13 protein-coding genes are annotated in these 16,687 nt (G+C 65.9%); 8 read left to right on the forward strand and 5 right to left on the reverse strand.

The window, feature by feature from the left end; genetic code table 11:
- The first annotated feature begins 3 nt into the window (after positions 1–3).
- Both ACFC4D_RS34310 and ACFC4D_RS34315 read left to right on the forward strand, forming a co-directional pair.
- On the forward strand, positions 4–375 hold the full coding sequence (locus ACFC4D_RS34310; protein WP_364638300.1) for a metalloregulator ArsR/SmtB family transcription factor: 372 nt from the start codon (positions 4–6) through the stop codon (positions 373–375).
- A 139-nt stretch (positions 376–514) separates the two neighbouring features.
- Positions 515–2,128 (forward strand): flavin-containing monooxygenase, encoded by a 1,614-nt coding sequence (locus tag ACFC4D_RS34315; protein WP_376069435.1) that lies wholly within the window; start codon positions 515–517, stop codon positions 2,126–2,128.
- Positions 2,129–2,204: 76 nt separating this feature from the next.
- Here ACFC4D_RS34315 and ACFC4D_RS34320 read toward each other — a convergent pair whose 3' ends face one another.
- Positions 2,205–3,236: an alpha/beta hydrolase gene (locus ACFC4D_RS34320; RefSeq protein ID WP_376069785.1), complete on the reverse strand. Its 1,032-nt coding sequence runs from the start codon at positions 3,234–3,236 to the stop codon at positions 2,205–2,207.
- Between the two features lie 277 nt (positions 3,237–3,513).
- Here ACFC4D_RS34320 and ACFC4D_RS34325 point away from each other — a divergent pair, with 277 nt between their 5' ends.
- Positions 3,514–4,884, forward strand: coding sequence for a serine hydrolase domain-containing protein (locus tag ACFC4D_RS34325; RefSeq protein ID WP_376069437.1), 1,371 nt, complete (start codon positions 3,514–3,516; stop codon positions 4,882–4,884).
- Positions 4,885–4,923: 39 nt separating this feature from the next.
- Here the strand turns inward: ACFC4D_RS34325 and ACFC4D_RS34330 are convergent, their stop codons facing one another.
- The gene (locus ACFC4D_RS34330) at positions 4,924–8,220 is read right to left on the reverse strand and encodes a BTAD domain-containing putative transcriptional regulator (protein WP_376069440.1); all 3,297 of its coding nucleotides are present in this window, start codon (positions 8,218–8,220) and stop codon (positions 4,924–4,926) included.
- 51 nt (positions 8,221–8,271) lie between these two features.
- Here ACFC4D_RS34330 and ACFC4D_RS34335 point away from each other — a divergent pair, with 51 nt between their 5' ends.
- The 5 genes from ACFC4D_RS34335 to ACFC4D_RS34355 all read left to right on the forward strand — a co-directional run bounded on the left by ACFC4D_RS34335 (position 8,272) and on the right by ACFC4D_RS34355 (position 13,822).
- Positions 8,272–8,682 (forward strand): PaaI family thioesterase, encoded by a 411-nt coding sequence (locus ACFC4D_RS34335; RefSeq protein WP_376069443.1) that lies wholly within the window; start codon positions 8,272–8,274, stop codon positions 8,680–8,682.
- A 103-nt stretch (positions 8,683–8,785) separates the two neighbouring features.
- Positions 8,786–9,862, forward strand: coding sequence for a phospho-N-acetylmuramoyl-pentapeptide-transferase (gene mraY / locus ACFC4D_RS34340; protein ID WP_376069446.1), 1,077 nt, complete (start codon positions 8,786–8,788; stop codon positions 9,860–9,862).
- Between the two features lie 131 nt (positions 9,863–9,993).
- Positions 9,994–10,899 (forward strand): metal-dependent hydrolase, encoded by a 906-nt coding sequence (locus ACFC4D_RS34345; RefSeq protein ID WP_375968393.1) that lies wholly within the window; start codon positions 9,994–9,996, stop codon positions 10,897–10,899.
- A gap of 5 nt (positions 10,900–10,904) precedes the next feature.
- Positions 10,905–12,014, forward strand: coding sequence for a PDR/VanB family oxidoreductase (locus ACFC4D_RS34350; RefSeq protein ID WP_375968614.1), 1,110 nt, complete (start codon positions 10,905–10,907; stop codon positions 12,012–12,014).
- A gap of 44 nt (positions 12,015–12,058) precedes the next feature.
- Positions 12,059–13,822, forward strand: a complete 1,764-nt coding sequence (locus ACFC4D_RS34355; RefSeq protein ID WP_376069449.1) for an SDR family oxidoreductase — start codon at positions 12,059–12,061, stop codon at positions 13,820–13,822.
- A gap of 504 nt (positions 13,823–14,326) precedes the next feature.
- On the opposite strand, the gene ACFC4D_RS34360 is transcribed toward ACFC4D_RS34355, so the two are convergent.
- The 3 genes from ACFC4D_RS34360 to ACFC4D_RS34370 form a co-directional block, all read right to left on the reverse strand.
- Positions 14,327–14,818, reverse strand: coding sequence for a hypothetical protein (locus tag ACFC4D_RS34360; protein ID WP_375968395.1), 492 nt, complete (start codon positions 14,816–14,818; stop codon positions 14,327–14,329).
- A gap of 99 nt (positions 14,819–14,917) precedes the next feature.
- A complete protein-coding gene (locus ACFC4D_RS34365) occupies positions 14,918–15,931 on the reverse strand; it encodes a TerC/Alx family metal homeostasis membrane protein (protein WP_375968396.1) in 1,014 nt (337 codons plus the stop codon).
- Positions 15,932–16,140: 209 nt separating this feature from the next.
- The gene (locus ACFC4D_RS34370) at positions 16,141–16,569 is read right to left on the reverse strand and encodes a nitroreductase family deazaflavin-dependent oxidoreductase (protein WP_364638334.1); all 429 of its coding nucleotides are present in this window, start codon (positions 16,567–16,569) and stop codon (positions 16,141–16,143) included.
- Between the last annotated feature and the right edge of the window lie 118 nt (positions 16,570–16,687).

Below are 16,687 nucleotides of genomic sequence, written 5' to 3' on the forward strand. Positions count from 1 at the left end.
GTCATGGTGAGCAAGAGCAATGCGAAACCATTGCCCGCCGCTGCCAGTCTCACGCATCCGGTCGATCCGGACCAGGCCCGCCTGGACGCGGCGACTGCCACCTTCCGCATGCTGTCCGACCCCACCCGCCTGCATATTCTCTGGATTCTGGCCGACGGCGAGGCCGATGTCACCGCGCTCACCGAGGCGTGCGGCGCATCCCGCACGGCGGTCAGCCAGCATTTGGCCAAGCTGCGATTCACCGGTCTGGTGGATACCCGGCGCGATGGCCGCCGCATCATCTATCGCATTCGGGACGGTCATCTGGCGCGCCTGGTCCGCGAGGGCCTGAACCACGCCGATCACATCGTCACCGGTGAACCCGCGCACGAATAGCGCGCACTCCCCCGTCGTTCCGAACGGGACTTTTCTCGTCCGTCTCCTGGTCAGTGGGACGTACCCTCGCGGCCGGTCGCCGCGCGCTCAACGATATGCCTAATCGAAATAGTTTCTGAATGAAGTCGAGAGGGCACGCATGCATGCCAGCGCCGAGCAGGCCGAACAAAACGATGTGATCATCATCGGCGCCGGATTCGCCGGTCTCTACGGTGTCCATCGGGCCGCCCGGGCCGGATTGAACGTGCTGGGCCTGGAGGCCGGCGAGGATGTGGGCGGCACCTGGTTCTGGAATCGCTATCCGGGCGCGCGCTGCGATGTGGAGAGCGTGGACTACTCCTATTCGTTCGATGACGATCTGCAGCAGAGTTGGACCTGGACGGAGCGTTTCGCCGCACAGCCGGAGATCCTGGCCTACATCCGGCATGTGGCCGATCGCTTCGATCTCAAGCGCCACTACCGTTTCGAGCAGACCGTCACCGCCGCGCATTTCGATGACGAGGCCGCCATCTGGACGATCACCACCGCCTCGGGCGATGAATTCCGTTCCCGTTTCGTGGTTTTCGCCACCGGCTGCCTGTCCGCGCCGATCAAGCCGAATATCCCGGGCGTGGAAACCTTTGCGGGCGAGGAGCTTTTCACCGCGCGCTGGCCGGAGGAGGGCGCGTCCTTCGCGGGCAAGCGGGTCGGCGTGATCGGCACCGGCTCGTCCGGTATCCAGGCCTCCCCCATCATCGCCCGGGAAGCCGAGGCGCTCACCGTCTTCCAGCGCTCCCCCAATTTCAGTGTGCCCATGCCGAATCGGCCGTGGACCGCGCAGGAGCAGCAGGATATCCGCGCCACCTACGGGCAGCGCCGGGAGAAGTCCTACTACGCCCCCGCCGCGACCCCGCATCCCAGCCTGCAGACCAAGGCGCTGGAGATGAGCCCCGCGGACCGCGAGGCCGCCATGGAGGACCGCTGGAACGGCGGCGGCGTGCTGTTCAACAAGGTGTTCCCGGATCAGAACAGCGATATCGCGGCCAATGAGATCGTGCGCGATTTCGCGGTCGCCAAGATTCGCGCCAAGGTCGAGAGCGATGCCGTCGCAGCGGATCTCATTCCCACCGATCATCCGATCGGCACCAAGCGCATCTGCACCGACTCGGGCTACTACGAGATGTTCAATCGCCCGAACGTCACACTGGTGAACCTGCGCCGCGAGCCGATCGAGGAGATCACCCCCACCGGCATTCGCACCGGGGACAAGTTCATCGAGATCGACACCCTGGTCTACGCAACGGGATTCGACGCCATGACCGGCGCGCTGTTGCGCATCGACATCCGGGGCGCGCGCGATACCCGGCTGCGGGACACCTGGGCCGACGGTCCGGTCACCTACCTGGGCTTCGGTATTCACGGTTTCCCGAATATGTTCAGCATCAACAGCGTCGGCACCCCGTCGGTGATGGCGAATATGGTGCTGCACTCGGAACAGCAATTGGATTGGGTGCTCGCGCTCATCGAACATTGCCGCGCACAGGGGATTCGACAGGTCGAGGCACGCGAGGAGGCGGCGGCCAAATGGACCGATCACCTCATGGAGGTCGCCGAGGGCACGCTGTTCGTCAAGGCGAACTCCTGGTACATGGGCGCGAATGTGGAGGGTAAGAAGCGCGTATTCATGCCGTACATCGGCGGTTTCGGCAATTACCGCCGGTTCTGCGATGACGAGCGCGACAGCGGGTATCCGAGCTTCGAACTCAGCTCGTAATCGGTAACGAGAAACCGGCTCGCCTCCACATCCCCTTGGAGGCGAGCCGGTGTCTTTGTGTGCGAAGAACTTCCGGTCAGGCGGGCAGGCCGAGTCCGGCTGCCAGCACCGGCCAGGAATTCTTCAGGTCATCCTGCCAGTAGCCCCAGGAGTGGGTTCCGGTCGGTGTGAAATTGAAGGTGGCCGGGATGCCGAGCTGGCCGAGTTTGGCCTGCAGATTATGCGAGCAGTAATTGGTCGCGGCTTCCAGGGTGCCGCCGACGGTGACCTGATTGGCCAGGCCACCGACGCCGGGCAGGGTGTGCGTGCCGTCCAGGGTGTCCCACGGGCCGGGCAGGCCGGAGCCGCTGGAAATATAGAGATCGACGCCGCGCAATTGATCGGCGTGCACATACGGGTCATTGGCGGCCCACATCGGATCACCCTGCGGGCCATACATATTCGCCGAATCTCCGCCGCCCGCGGCGACGACGGTATTGACGAAGTTGTAGCCCAGCGGATCACTGATCTGGGCGCAGCCGCTGTACGAGGCCACCGATTGATAGAGACCCGGTGCGGCGATGGGCAGCTGCAATACCGACGTGCCCGCCATCGAGAGTCCGGCGATGGCGTTGCGCCCGTTGGTGTTCAACGCCCGATCGATGAGCGGCGGCAACTCCTCGGTGAGGAAGGTCTTCCACTTGTTCACGCCCAGTTTGGGATCCGGCTCGCGCCAATCGGTGTAGTAGCTGAATTGACCGCCGACCGGCTGCACCACATTGACGTTCTTATCGGACAGGAAGTTCAGCACATCGGTCTGCTTCTGCCAGGTGGCCGAATCCTCGCCGCCGCCCGCGCCATTGAGCAGGTACAGCACCGGGGCCGGGGCGGAGGTGTCGGCGGGGCGCTGCACATCGATCTCGATGTTCTTGTCCATGGCGGCCGAGTAGACCTGGAGTTTCACGGTGCGGTCGTCGCCGGGGGCGCTGGAGACGATCTTGGAGCCGTCAGCGGAGGTGCCGGAGGGGCTCAATGCCGATTCCGGTGCGGCGGACGCGGTACCCGCGGCGATTGGTAGCAGGACGGTTGCGGTCAACGCGACAACCGCGCCGCCCAAGGTCTTCGACAATCGCACGCGGGTGATCTCCTCGTTCAGATGGCTATTTCCGCTCGGAAAGAAATAAGCCTGCCCCAGTTCACTGAGCGTTTGCTAGCGCGAACCTGATGGGCCGCTGAGAGAGGTTCCTGACCAGCGCGAAGCACCCCGGAATCCGTGCTGTCGATGATCGGTCCGGTGCTGTCAGCGCACTGTCGGCCGACTGTCAGCGGCGCTCGGCAAGCTGATTTCAGACCGGATGAGCGGCACCGAACGAGCCGCCACCGCACCCACGGAAGAGGTAATCGAAATGTCCGAAATCGCGCTCCAGGAATTCGTCGCCGCCACCGCCGAGAAGTTCGGCATCCCCGGCATCTGCGTCGGTATCCGGGTCGACGGCCGCGAGATCTTCGCCGCGCACGGCGTCACCAGCATCGAGAATCCGCTGCCCGTCGACAAGGACACGCTGTTCACCGTCGGCTCGGTCAGCAAGACCTTCACCGTCACCGCGATCATGCAGTTGGTCGCCGAGGGGAAGGTCGAACTCGACGCACCGGTGCGCACCTACGTACCGGAACTGACCCTGATCGACGAAACCTCCGCCGCGACAATCACTGTCGGGCAGCTGTTGAATCACACCTCCGGACTCGAATGGAATGTCATCAACGACACCGGTGAGGGCGATGACGCGCTGGCCCGGTTCGTCGCCGAATTGGCGGAGATCCCGCTCATCGCCGCGCCCGGCGTGCGCGCCTCCTACAGCCAGGCCGGATACAACCTGCTGGGCCGCGTTATCGAGAAGGTCACCGGGCAGCCCTTCGAGGATGTCGTGCGCACCCGGGTGCTGGCCCCGCTGGGCCTGACCGCCACCGGCTACCTGCGCAACGAGCTCATGACCCGCCGCTTCTCGGTCGGCCACGAGCGCGGCGAGGATGGCGAACTGTCGGTGATCCGCGCCTGGAACGGCACCCGCGCCAATAACCCGGGCGGCGGCATCTCCTCCACGGTCACCGAGCAATTGCGCTGGGCGCGTTTCCAACTCGGCGACGGCACCACTGAGGATGGCGAGACCGTCCTGCCCGCCGCGTGGCTGGATCTGATGAAACAGCCCACCGTGCAGCTGAAGTCGAGCACCCTCGGTGATGCCCTGGGCCTGTGCTGGTTCCTGCGCGATGTCGACGGCGTCCGCACCGTCGGCCACGGCGGCTCGGCCTTCGGCCAGTTCGCGGAACTGCTGCTGGTGCCCGAACGCGATTTCGCCATCTCGGTCATGTCCAACGCCAGCCCCGACGGCATCCCCGCCAATGTGGCCATCGTCCGCTGGGCCCTCGAGCACTACCTCGGCGTCATCGACTCCGATCCCGAACCGATCGCCCACGACCCCGACCGCGCCCGAGAACTGGTGGGCACCTACGACATCGACGCCATGACCATGACCGTCCTGATGGACGACACGGGCCTATCCCTGGAATGCAAGATCAAGCCCGAAATCCGCGCCGCCTCCGACACCGACCTCCCCCAGGACCACCCACCCTTCCCCTTCGGCCTGCTCCCCGGCGACGACGACGAATACATCATCACCGAAGGCTCCTTCAAGGGTCAGCGCGGCTACTTCAGCCGCAACACCTCCGGCAAGATCACCGGCCTCGACCTGGCAGGCCGCCTCTTCACCAGGGTCTAGCACCACCGGGTGGCGGACTACCCGCCACCCGGCTCGGTGTCAGGGCGTTGGTAGTTCGGCGCGGAGGCGGGCAAGGGCTTCGGTTCGGGGGAGGTCGGAGCCGGTGAGGTAGGCGGTTCGGAAGGGGTGTTCGCCGAGGCGGGTGATGAGGTCGGTGATGAGGGTGCGGAGTTCGGGTTCGCCGTCGTCGAATACGCCTCGGATTACGGCGCTCAGGCCCAGTGAGGTGGCTGCGGCGGATGGATCGTCTTCCAGCAGTTGCAATTTGGCCAGTAGTTCCGCCGCCTGGGCGGTGGCCTCGGTGACCGCTGCGACGTCACCGTAGACGAATGCGCCCTCGATGACCTCGGGGAGGAGTCTGCGGGCTGCGGCGGCGGAACCGTCGGCGAGCCGATCTGCCATGCGCGCCATCGCGATTCGGTTGAGTACGATGCCGTCGGGGACCGGCAACCGCCCGATGCGCTGTTCGAGCAGATCCAGATCGCGTTCGGCCTGCGCCACATCGCCTGTGCGGCGGTGCAATTCGGCCTCGCTGAATCCGAGGACGGCCGTCATTCGGGCATACCCGAGTTCCTCCGCCACCCGCTGTGCGGCGCGGATATCGTTCTCGGCTCCGGCGAAGTCCCCGCTGCGCATGCGTTCTCGGGTCAGTTCGGTGCGGCTGGTGAAGACATCGTCTTCCATCCCGAGTTCGGAGGCGATGACCACGGCTCGCCCGAAGGCCGCGATGGCGTCGTCGTGCGCGCCGCGCAGCGAATGATCCCGCCCGACCGCGAGCAGGGCCATGCCGAGCCCCCAGCGGTCCCCGGCGATCTCGAAGTCCCGCAGGGCTTCCCGCCGCTCCACGGCTCCGGCGAGCAGCTCACCGCGCCCGGTGAATGCCATATCCCGTGCGAGGTGCGCACTGGCCCGCAGCCACGGGTCGGGCCATTCCAGCGCACGTTCCAGCTGCTGCTCCCCCAGCTCATCCTCACCTGCTTGAAATGCGAGCAGCGAAGTCCACAGCGGCAGTGCGGGATGGAATTCCAGCGCCCCGGTCCGCACGCAGTCCTCGACCAGCTCACGCACCGACACCGATTCGTCGGCGGGCGCTCCGGCCATCAACTGAATCACCCGGTAGGCCGCTCGCGCGTCCTCCGGTAGCTCGTCACCGAAGCGCAGGACACCGGCGATGGCGGTCTCGAACTGGCTGCTCATCCCCCGAATCCCCCAGTACCAGAACATCGCCCGCGTGAACCGGCTCGCCAACTGTGCCCGTCCCGCAGCATCGAACTGCCCCGCTTCGCGCTCTCCGGCGGCAGGTGGTTGGGCTGCACGGAGAGCGGCGGCCATATTCGCGTGTTCGGCGTCGAAAACGGCGATGGCGCTGAGTTGTTCGCCGGTGCGAAGCAAAGGTTCGAGTTGTTCGGCAAGGACCAGGTAGTGGTGGGTGAAGACGGCGGTGAGGTCATCCCCTGAGTTCACGAGTTGCTCGGCGGCATAGGCGCGAATGGTTTCGAGCATGCGATAGCGGGGTTGATCATCATCCGACGCCTGCACCACGGACTTCTCGACCAGCGCGCCGAGAAGGTAGACGATATCGTCGGCCGGGAGCGCGTCATCGGCGCAAATGGCTTCCAGCGCTTCGATTGTCGCGCCGCCGGGGAACGCGGACAGGCGGCGGGCGAGAATGCGCTCCGAATCCTCCAGCAGATCCCAGCTCCACTCCACCAGCGCGAGCAGGGTGCGCTGGCGCGGTAGGGCGGTACGGCTGCCAGAGGTGAGCAGCCGGAAGCGATCATCCAGTCGGCGAGCAATCTGATCGATGCTCATGGCGCGGAGTTTGGCGGCAGCCAGCTCCAAAGCCAGTGGGACGCCGTCAAGTTGGCGGCAGATCTCCACGACCGGTCCGAAAGTGCGATCGTCCAGGATGAACCCTGGGCGCACGGCGACGGCACGATCGAGAAACAGCTGTACCGCCGGGGACCGCTGCGCGACAGCGGCTTCGGTAACCGATGCCGGTACCGCGAGCGGCTCCAGGTGGCACAGCGCCTCACCGGTGATGGCGAGCGGCTCGCGACTGGTGGCGAGAATCCGCAACTGCGGCAGCCGATCCAGCAGTCGCGCGGCGAGTTCGGCCGCGGCCGCGATGACGTGCTCGCAATTGTCCAGAACCAGTACCGCCGCACCGACATCGAGCAGTTCGGCAAGTCGCGCGGTCTTATCCGTCGCACTCCCGTCCGCGGCCCGATCCAACGCTCCCGCAACAGCATCGGCGAGTTGATCCGGTGCCCCGATCTCGGCCAGCGGCACGAAGAACACGGGTCCACCGCCATACCGGGACATGGCTTCGAGCGAAAGCCGAGTCTTCCCCGCCCCACCCGGCCCGACAATGGTGACCAGCCGCGATTCCCCGAGCAGCCGCGCGACGGCAGCCAATTCTCCATCCCGCCCGACGAAGCTGTTCAACCGAGCGGGCAACGTACTCCCGACGGGTTCCCTACGCACGGGCGGACTTTCGAGCTCCCCGCGCAACAGCGCGAGATGCGTATCGCGCAATTCCGCCGAGGGATCGATCCCCAGCTCATCCCCGAGCCGCTCGCGCATATCCTCGTACACCGCGAGCGCATCGGACTGCCGTCCCGCCGCGGCCAGCGCCCGAATGCGCAGCGCGGCGAGCCGCTCACTCAGCGGATGCGCACTCCCCTCGACCTCGAGATCCACGAGAATCTCCGCGAATCGCCCCACTTGAATCTCAGCGGCAAACCGATCCTCGACCGCCCCGGCCCGCATATCCTCCAGCCGCGCGGCCACGGACCGCACGAACGGCGCATCCTCCACATCCCCGAGCACCGGCCCGCGCCACAACCCGAGCGCCTCGGTAAGCGCCACCGACGCGGACTCCGCTCGCACCCGCGCGGATTCACCCCGCCCCGCGCCCGATTCGGCCTGCCCGGCCGCGAGTTCCCGCCGCCCCCGCTTGACCAGCTCCTCGAACCGCTCGGCATCAACCTCGACCCCGGGCAATCGATACCCGCCCGCCCCGAGCTCCACGGTCCCCGCCCCGCCCAGCGCCCGCCGCAATCGCGAAACCAGCGCCTGCAATGCCCCCGCCGCATCCGCGGGCGGCTCCTCCCCCCACAATCCGTCGATCAGCGCCCCCACCGGTACCGCCCCACCGGCCTCCAGTGCCAGCCGGGCCAGCAACATCCGCACCCGAACCCCACCGACCTCGATGGACGTCCCATCCTCGGCCCACGCCACCACCGGCCCCAACACACCTACCCGCACCCGCCGAGTCTGGCAGAACCGCACCGCCGCATGCGAGCCCGTGGTGAAGGCATGGGCAGTCCGCATTACCCCCGAGGTAATCGACGCGGATCACTCCCTTCAGGCACAGTCGATCTCATGACTGAATCTCCATTGGATCCGATCGGCGCGAAACTGTTCAGCACCATGCCGTTCGCGGACCGGCTCGGTATCGAGGTGCTCGAGCATGGTCCGGAGCAGGTGCGCAGCCGCCTGGCCTGGGATGAATCGCTGTGCACGCTGGGTGGCGGTTTGCACGGTGGCGCGCTGATGGCGCTGGCGGATTCCACGGGTGCGGTGTGCGCGTTCCTGAATCTGCCCGAGGGCAAGCAGGGCACCACTACGGTGGAGTCGAAGACGAATTTCCTGCGCGGTGTGCGTTCGGGCTATGCCACCGCGACGGCGCGCCCGCTGCACGCGGGCCGCAGTTTCATCGTGGTGGAGACCGAAATCCGGGATGACGCAGGAAAACTCGTCGCCAAGGTGACCCAGACGCAGGCGGTGCTCTAACCGTCCCACCCCCGTGCTGCCCGTTGAGCCGAACCCGCCTGTGAACCGTGGTACCTGCTGGCGATAGCGTCATGACGAACGTTCGGCAGCATGAGGTGGTCAGATGAGGCAGATTCTTTTCGCGGTGATGATCGCGCTCGCGGTGTCGATAACACTGACACCGCTGCTCATCAAGCTGTTCGCGAAAAGGAATGTCGGACAGGAGATCCGGTCCGACGGCCCGGCCAGTCATCAGGCCAAGCGCGGCACCCCGACCATGGGCGGTATCGCCATCCTGGTCGGTATGTGGGCCGGGTACCTGGGCTCGCATCTGATCGGAATCCGCTATGACGCAGAGGGTTTGACCGTCTCGGGCCTGCTGGTGCTGGGCCTGGCGACCGCGCTGGGCATCGTCGGCTTCCTGGACGACTACATCAAGCTCACCAAACGCCGCAACCTCGGCCTCACCGCCAAGGGCAAATATCTGGGCCAGCTCACCGCCGCCATCGTTTTCGGTGTGCTGGCGTTGCGCTTCCCGAACAGCTCCGGCCTGACCCCGGGCAGCCGTCACCTGTCCTATGTCCGCGACTACACCTTCCTGTCGTTCGGCGTGGTCGTCTTCCTGATCCTCGTGGTGTTCCTGGTGGTGGCCTGGTCGAACGCCGTCAATATCACCGACGGCCTGGACGGTCTGGCCGCGGGTTCCATGGCCCTCGCGCTGGGCGCGTACGTGATCGTCACGCTCTGGCAGTACACCAACGCGTGTTCCATCAAGCCCGGCCCGGCCTGCTATCAGGTCCGCGACCCGCTGGATCTGGCCCTGGTCTGCGCCTCGGGGGCGGCGGCCTGCATCGGCTTCCTGTGGTGGAACGCCAATCCGGCCAAGATCTTCATGGGCGATACCGGCTCGCTGGCGCTGGGCGGGCTTATCGCCGGCATCTCGATCACGACCCGCACCGAACTGCTCATGGTGGTGATCGGCGCGCTGTTCGTGGCGGAGATTCTGTCTGTGCTGCTACAGATCGCGGTCTTCCGGACCACCCGGACCCGGCTGTTCAAGATGGCCCCGTTCCATCACCACTTCGAGCTGAGCACCTGGCCGGAGACGGCGGTGATCATCAGATTCTGGCTGCTCGGGGGCATTTCCGCAGGCGTCGGCCTGATGCTCTTCTACGGTGAGCACCTCGCCACGGCACATTGACGGTTTAGCTGTTACTGGCGGTTCCATATATGCGTAGAATATTGCTACGCTCACGCAGCAAACGATGACCGGGCCCCGCGCCCGGCCGTCACGCCACAAAGTTGTGTCATTGGAACTAACCAGGAGTATCGATGAAGCTACTTCCGAAACTGGGCCGCCGTACGGTGATCGAACCCGGCGAGGTAGCCCTGCACGCCCGGAACGTGCGATTCGATTGGTCGAACACCAAACCGGTGTGGATGGCCTCCGAACCCATCGCCTCACATGTCCTCAATGCGCTGAGCATGCTGCTGCCCGAGGGCGAGCGCATGTTCCTGGTCACCTACGGCGAAGCCCTGGAACTGGTGCGCGACGAGAAGCTGCGCGAGGCCATGATCGGCTTCATCGGCCAGGAATCCATGCACGCCGAAAGCCATAACGGAGCCCTCGAAGAGGTGCTGGCCACGCACGGCATCGACGTGGAACCCTATGTGCGGCAGGCGGAATTCCTCTTCCGCAAGACCCTGGGCCACCGCGAGATGCCCACCGCCGCGGCCCAGCAGCAGGTGCTGGTGGAACGCCTGGGCGTGATCGCGGCGCTGGAACACTTCTTCGCCTTCCTCGGCGATTGGATCCTCAACGCCGATCTGGAGAAGTTCGACGCCGACCCGCAGATGCTGGACCTGTTCCGCTGGCACGGGGCCGAAGAGGTCGAGCACCGCATGGTCGCGCACGATGTCGCCGAGTACTTCGGGGTGGGCTATGTCCGCCGCGGGGCGCTCATGCTGCTCGTCTTCCCGATCTTCATCGCACTGCTGCTGCGCGGCACCAAGTACCTGGTACATCAGGATCCGGCGCTGCCCAATCACCGGTATCCGGTGCTGGTGCTGCGGATCTTCGCGTGCATGTGGCGCGGTTCGGTGCCCGGTATCCCGTCGCTGCTGATCAGCGCCCTGTCCACGTTCAAGCCCGGTTACAGCCCCGAACCCGTTGGCTCGACCGCGCAGGCCGTGGCGTACCTGGCGCAGTCCCCGGCGGCTCGGATCATGGCCTCGTGACCACCATGAACACCATCCGGCCGGTTCCCGCCACGCCGCCGGCGGACCTGTACGGCAGGGAGCGCGTCGATCGCGCCACCCGCGTGCTGGATCTGATCGCCGAATCACGGCTGCGCTGGACCACTTTCGTGAATCGGAAGCAGCCGCCCGCGGCCATCGACGACCGGCGCACCCCGCTGGTGCTGGTGGAGCGCCGAGTGGAGGCGCACGATACCGATGTCATCAGCCTGATGTTCACCGCACCGGACGGCCGGGCGCTGCCGGAGTGGCGGCCGGGCGCGCATCTGGACCTGGAGCTGCCTTCGGGCAAGGTGCGGCAGTACTCGCTGTGCGGTGATCCCGCCGACCGGCACGCCTATCGAATCGCGGTGCGCCGCATACCGAATGGTGGCGGTGGCTCGCTCGAGGTGCATGAGGCGCTCACCGTGGGCACGGCGGTCACCGTGCGCGGACCGCGCAATGCCTTCCCGTTCGTGCTGCCCGGTTACGGATCCTCCGCCGCCCGAGTGCATTTCGTGGCGGGCGGGATCGGCATCACGCCGATTCTGCCGATGATCCGCATGGCGCATCGCCTCGGCGTCGACTGGACCATGACCTATGTCGGGCGCAGCCGGGACACGATTCCCTTTCTCTCCGAAGTGGAATCGTTCGGATCGCGCGTCAGCGTGCGCACCGATGACGAGCACGGACTGCCCACCGCGGCCGATCTGCTGCCCGGTGTCGGCCCCGATACCTCGGTCTACTGCTGCGGTCCGGTCATGATGACCCAGACCATCGCCGACGCCGTGCGCGATATGCCCGGCGTGGAAATGTATTCCGAGCGTTTCTCACCGCCGCCGGTGGTCAACGGCACCGCCTTCCAGGTGGAGCTGGCCCGCACCGGTGAGGTCATCGACGTCCCCGCCGATAAGTCGGTGCTCGAAGAAGTGCTCAAAGTCCGCCCCGACAGCGCGTATTCGTGCCGTCAGGGTTTCTGCCGCACCTGCCGGGTGAGCACACTGCGCGGCGAGGTGGATCATCGCGACACCGTGCTCACCGATACCGAGCGCGCCGCGGGCGACATGCTCATCTGCGTATCGCGTTGCACCGGTGACCGTTTGGTCCTGGACCTCTAGACCTCAGCCCTGGCTCCATTCCTCCGAGCTTCGTGGAGAAGACCGTGACCGAACAAACCATCATCCCCGCCTCCGAGCGCATCGTGCGCAGCGGCGAATTCGATATCGCCGTCTACGAATACGGTGAGCCGTCCGCGGAAACCATTGTGCTGGTGCACGGCTGGCCTGATGACAATCACCTGTGGGATCGGGTGGTGCCGCTGCTGGCCGACCGCTTCCACGTGGTCACCTACGACACCCGCGGGCACGGGCGGTCCACCCGCACCGATCGCACCGAGGACTACCGGCTCGAGCATTTCGCCGCCGACTTCTTCGCGGTCGCCGACGCGGTCAGCCCGGACGCGCCCGTACACGTGCTCGCGCACGACTGGGGTTCGGTGGAGATGTGGGAGGCGGTGTGCGAACCACAAGCCGCCGAACGCATTTCGTCCTTCACCTCGGTATCCGGCCCGAACCTGGACCATATGGGCGCGTGGATGCAGAAGAACGTGGCGCGCGGCAAGCTCTGGGGGCCGTTCACCCAGCTGCTGTCCTCCACCTACACCGGCCTGTTCATGACCCCGGTACTGCCGCGCGTACTGCTGCGCCCGCTGGGCACCGAGAAGGTGTGGTCGCGGTTCGTCGGGCTGATGAACGACACCTCGCCGGAGAACATCAAATTCGGGCCGGAGTTCCGCCGCGACTTCTTCGACGGAATGCGCATCTACCGCGCCAATATCGTGCAGCGGGTGACCGGTCCGCGCGAGCGCCGCACCGAGGTGCCGGTGCAATTGGTCATCGCGCGCCGGGATGTGGCGGTGCGCGCCGCACCGTACGCCGACACCAAGGAGTGGGCGCCCAACCTGTACCGGCGTGAGGTCGGCGGCGGGCACTGGCTGCCGTTCTCGCATCCGGAATTGCTGGCCACCTCGACCATCGAATTGATCGATTCGCTGCGCACCGGGGAGACTTCGCGGGCGCTGCGCCGTGCCGAAGTCGGCCGGGAGCAGCGGCCTTTCGAGGATCAGCTGCTGGTCATCACCGGCGGCGGCAGCGGTATCGGCCGTGAGACCGCGCTGGCCTTCGCCCGGCAGGGTGCGGAGGTGGTGCTCTCGGACATCAACCTCGATTCCGCCAAGGAGACCGCGGAACTCATTGCGCGCGAAGGCGGTACGGCGCACGCGTACCAGCTGGACGTATCCTCCGAGGCCGCGGTCACCGAGCATGCCGCCGCGGTGATCGCCGCGCACGGGGTGCCGGACATCCTGATCAACAATGCGGGGATCGGGCAGGCGGGCGATTTCTTCGACACGCCCGCCGCGGAATTCGATCGCGTGCTCAATATCAATCTCTACGGCGTGATCAATGGCTGCCGCACCTTCGGTAAGGCCATGGCCGATCGCGGGCTCGGCGGGCACATCGTGAATCTGTCGTCGATGGCCGCCTATACGCCGCAGCGCGGTTTCTCGGCGTACTCGACGAGTAAGTCGGCGGTATTCATGTTCTCCGACTGCCTGCGCGCGGAATTGTCCGGCAAGGGTATCGGCGTGCATACCATCTGCCCCGGTATCGTGCACACCAATATCGTTGCCAACACTCGTTTCTCGGGCGTCTCGGCCGAGGTCGAGGCCGCCAAGCAGGAGCGCTTCGACAAGCTGTACGCGGCCCGCCGCTACGGTCCGGAGAAGGTCGCGGCGCAGATCCTCAAGGCTGTCGAGCAGAACCGTGACGTGGTGCCGGTGACGCCGGAAGCCTGGTTGCAGTACCGCTTCAACCGCTTCGCGCCGGCCGTGGCGCGGTTCTTCGCGGCGCGCGTGAAGCTCACGTAACACGAAATAAGCATGTGCCCCTCGCGGATATCCGCGGGGGGCTTTTTCGTGTCCCGAAATTGCGTGTACCCAGCAGCTCGGGCGTTCACACCCATTTCCATTCCCCGAATTGCGGGGTCTGTCGAGCCGTCTTGCGGCGCTGTAGTTTTCAACTACAACAAATGACACCGGGGAGGTGAATCGCAATGCATGGGATCATTGCCTGCATTATTTTCGTGGCTCTGGCGGTGCCGGTCGCGGTGTTGATCTGGTCGAGCAATCGCGCGGAGATCAAGAGTCGGGGGCGCCGCAATCGGAGTTCGAGCTACCGCTACGGCAGCAAATACGGCGGCAGCGGCAGCAGCGGTTCGGCAAGTTGCGGCGGCGGCGGTTGCGGCGGCGGGCACGGTCACGGCGGCGGCTGCGGGGGCGGTAGCGGGTGTGGCGGGGGCGGCTGCGGCGGTGGTGGGGGCGGCTGCGGTGGCGGCGGCGGAAGTTGAGCTATCGATTGCGGCGCTGCGGGTTTCAGGCTTCGGCCCGCAGCGCCGCTTCGATGAGATCGACCCGCTCACCCGGGACACCCCACGGGTCATCCACTCCCACAACGGTATCCAGGTCCCACAGCACGCACTTCTCATCCGGCTGCGCCACCATGCTCCAGGCGACCACGGTGCGGCCGAGTTGATCGGACATCGGATCATCCGGATTGCCCGAACCCTCACCGGCCGGGAAGTGGTGCAGGAAGCGGCCGTACGCGCTGTCGCAGAAGCGCTGATAGCGCATGGTGCACAGGATGAGTCCGTGCCAGGCTTCATCGACGGCGAACGACGGCATTCCGATCACCTGCCCGTCCCGCATGGCCGCCCCGCAGCAGCGAAGCCATTGCCGCAGACCGGTTTCCACCAGGTCGCGGGGCTGCCAGGGGCAGGTCTTGTAGACGGCTTCGGGGAGCACCAGGTCCCGCACCGCGTTATTGATCCGGTCGACCCCGAGTGGCCGGAAACGTTGCAGCATCATGATTCACGGTACTTCGAGAAGTCGGGGACGCACATGGCGGTGATTCTGGGGGCTGCCGGAACGGCGAACCGCCGGGCATGGCTGCCCGGCGGTATCGGCTCAGTTGGCGGTTTCGATGTCCCGGTTCTGGCCGCGGGTGGCGCGCAGGCTGGTGAAGGTCACCGTCGCCAGCACCACCACGATCACCACCAGCGAGGCGGCCGTCGGAATGGTCGGCACGCCGCTCCAGACGCCGTGCGCCCAGTGCAGCACCAGCTTCACGCCGATGAAGGCGAGGATGGCGGCCAGGCCGTAGGCCAGGTGCACCAGTCGCGAGAGCGCGGCGTGCAGCACGAAATACAGTGCGCGCAAACCGAGTAGCGCGAAGGCGTTGGTGGCGAAGACCAGGAACGGGTCACCGGTGACCCCGTACACGGCGGGCACGGAGTCGACGGCGAAGACCAGGTCGGTGACGATCACGGCGGCGACGACCAGCGCCAGCGGGGTGAGGGCGCGGCGTCCGGCCTCGATCACGGTCATCTTGGTGCCGCGGTAGTCATCGGTGACGGGCATGAACCGGCGCATCAGCTTCACCGATTTCATGGACGAGACATCGACCTCCTGGTCGTGCCCGCCCGCCGCGTCGGCCAGCAGTTTCACCGCGGTGACCAGCAGAATCAGACCGAACAGCAGGAAGGCCCAGTCCAGTGTGGCCAGGGCGGCCGCGCCGAGTGCGATGAAGATGCCGCGCAGGACCAGCGCGCCGGCGATGCCGTAGAGCAGCACCCGCTGTGCCAGCGCCACCGGGACCGCGAAGGCGGACAGCAGCAGCATGAACACGAAGAGGTTGTCGACCGAGAGCGATTTCTCCAGCAGATAACCGGTGAAGAACTCCAGCCCGGTCTCATTGCCGTTGCGCACCCACAGGAAGATGCCGAAGGCCACCGGTAGGGCGATGTAGAAGACCGTCCACCCGATCGCCTCGCGCATCGAAACCTCGTGCGGGCGGCGGGTTATCGCGAAATCCAAGACCAGCAGCGCCAGCACCACACCGATGGTGCTCGCCCACAACCAGGGCGTTCCGATGGATTCGATGGCGGCGGGGCTCGCCAGGAATGATAGATCAGTACTCATAGGACCTCCTCGGGCAGGAAAAACCGCCTGAGGTCTCCTTCACCCGTGTCCATGGGCAACCACCCGGGGATCACGATGGCGCGATCCGTACTGACCGGAATGATTCTTGGGAAGTACTCCCCTCGTCCGCAGAGGATAGCGGACCTTTAACTCACCTGTCCAACACGCCGCGCCGTGGTCTCGCTCACCCCGGCGCGGCTTTTGCGCCTCTACCTGGGGCTGAGCACCACGACGGCGATTTGCCGGGAAGTCTTCTTCTGATACTCCGCGTATCGCCCGCCATTGACCTTGTCGACCAGGGCGAAGCGGCGCGCGTACTCCGGATCATCCGGATAGGTCGGCGTGGCGGTCACCTGAATCTTGGTGGTCCCCACCTGAATCTCGCAGTCCGGCTTGGCCTTCACATTGGCCAGCCAGCCCGGCGGCCGCGACGATCCGCCATTGGAGGCCGTCACCAAGTAGTCCTTGCCGTCCTTGGCGTAGGTGAGCGCCGAGGTCCGCGGCTGGCCCGTCTTGCGCCCGACGGTCCGCAACAACAGCGTCGGATTCCCGAACAGCAGCCGATGCCCGACCAGCCCGCCGCTCTTCTCATAGATCCATTGATGCCCACGTAGCACATTCACGAACAGATTCGCCATGACTTCCTCCCGCTGAGTGGTAACGCCACCCTATGCGGTTCACGATCTGCTCACGAAGCCGCCACTACGGTTGCCTCGCTCGCAACACCGGGAGCTCCAACTCCCCTACACACCACCA

The sequence above is a fragment of the Nocardia sp. NPDC056000 genome (assembly GCF_042269265.1).
GTDB lineage: Bacteria > Actinomycetota > Actinomycetes > Mycobacteriales > Mycobacteriaceae > Nocardia.

Coding starts and splice junctions, on each gene's coding strand:
- ACFC4D_RS34310 (WP_364638300.1), top strand. CDS start 4: ATGGTGAGCAAGAGCAATGCGAAACCATTGCCCGCCGCTGCCAGTCTC.
- ACFC4D_RS34315 (WP_376069435.1), top strand. CDS start 515: ATGCATGCCAGCGCCGAGCAGGCCGAACAAAACGATGTGATCATCATC.
- ACFC4D_RS34325 (WP_376069437.1), top strand. CDS start 3,514: ATGTCCGAAATCGCGCTCCAGGAATTCGTCGCCGCCACCGCCGAGAAG.
- ACFC4D_RS34330 (WP_376069440.1), bottom strand. CDS start 8,220: ATGCGGACTGCCCATGCCTTCACCACGGGCTCGCATGCGGCGGTGCGG.
- ACFC4D_RS34335 (WP_376069443.1), top strand. CDS start 8,272: ATGACTGAATCTCCATTGGATCCGATCGGCGCGAAACTGTTCAGCACC.
- mraY (WP_376069446.1), top strand. CDS start 8,786: ATGAGGCAGATTCTTTTCGCGGTGATGATCGCGCTCGCGGTGTCGATA.
- ACFC4D_RS34345 (WP_375968393.1), top strand. CDS start 9,994: ATGAAGCTACTTCCGAAACTGGGCCGCCGTACGGTGATCGAACCCGGC.
- ACFC4D_RS34350 (WP_375968614.1), top strand. CDS start 10,905: ATGAACACCATCCGGCCGGTTCCCGCCACGCCGCCGGCGGACCTGTAC.
- ACFC4D_RS34360 (WP_375968395.1), bottom strand. CDS start 14,818: ATGATGCTGCAACGTTTCCGGCCACTCGGGGTCGACCGGATCAATAAC.
- ACFC4D_RS34365 (WP_375968396.1), bottom strand. CDS start 15,931: ATGAGTACTGATCTATCATTCCTGGCGAGCCCCGCCGCCATCGAATCC.
- ACFC4D_RS34370 (WP_364638334.1), bottom strand. CDS start 16,569: ATGGCGAATCTGTTCGTGAATGTGCTACGTGGGCATCAATGGATCTAT.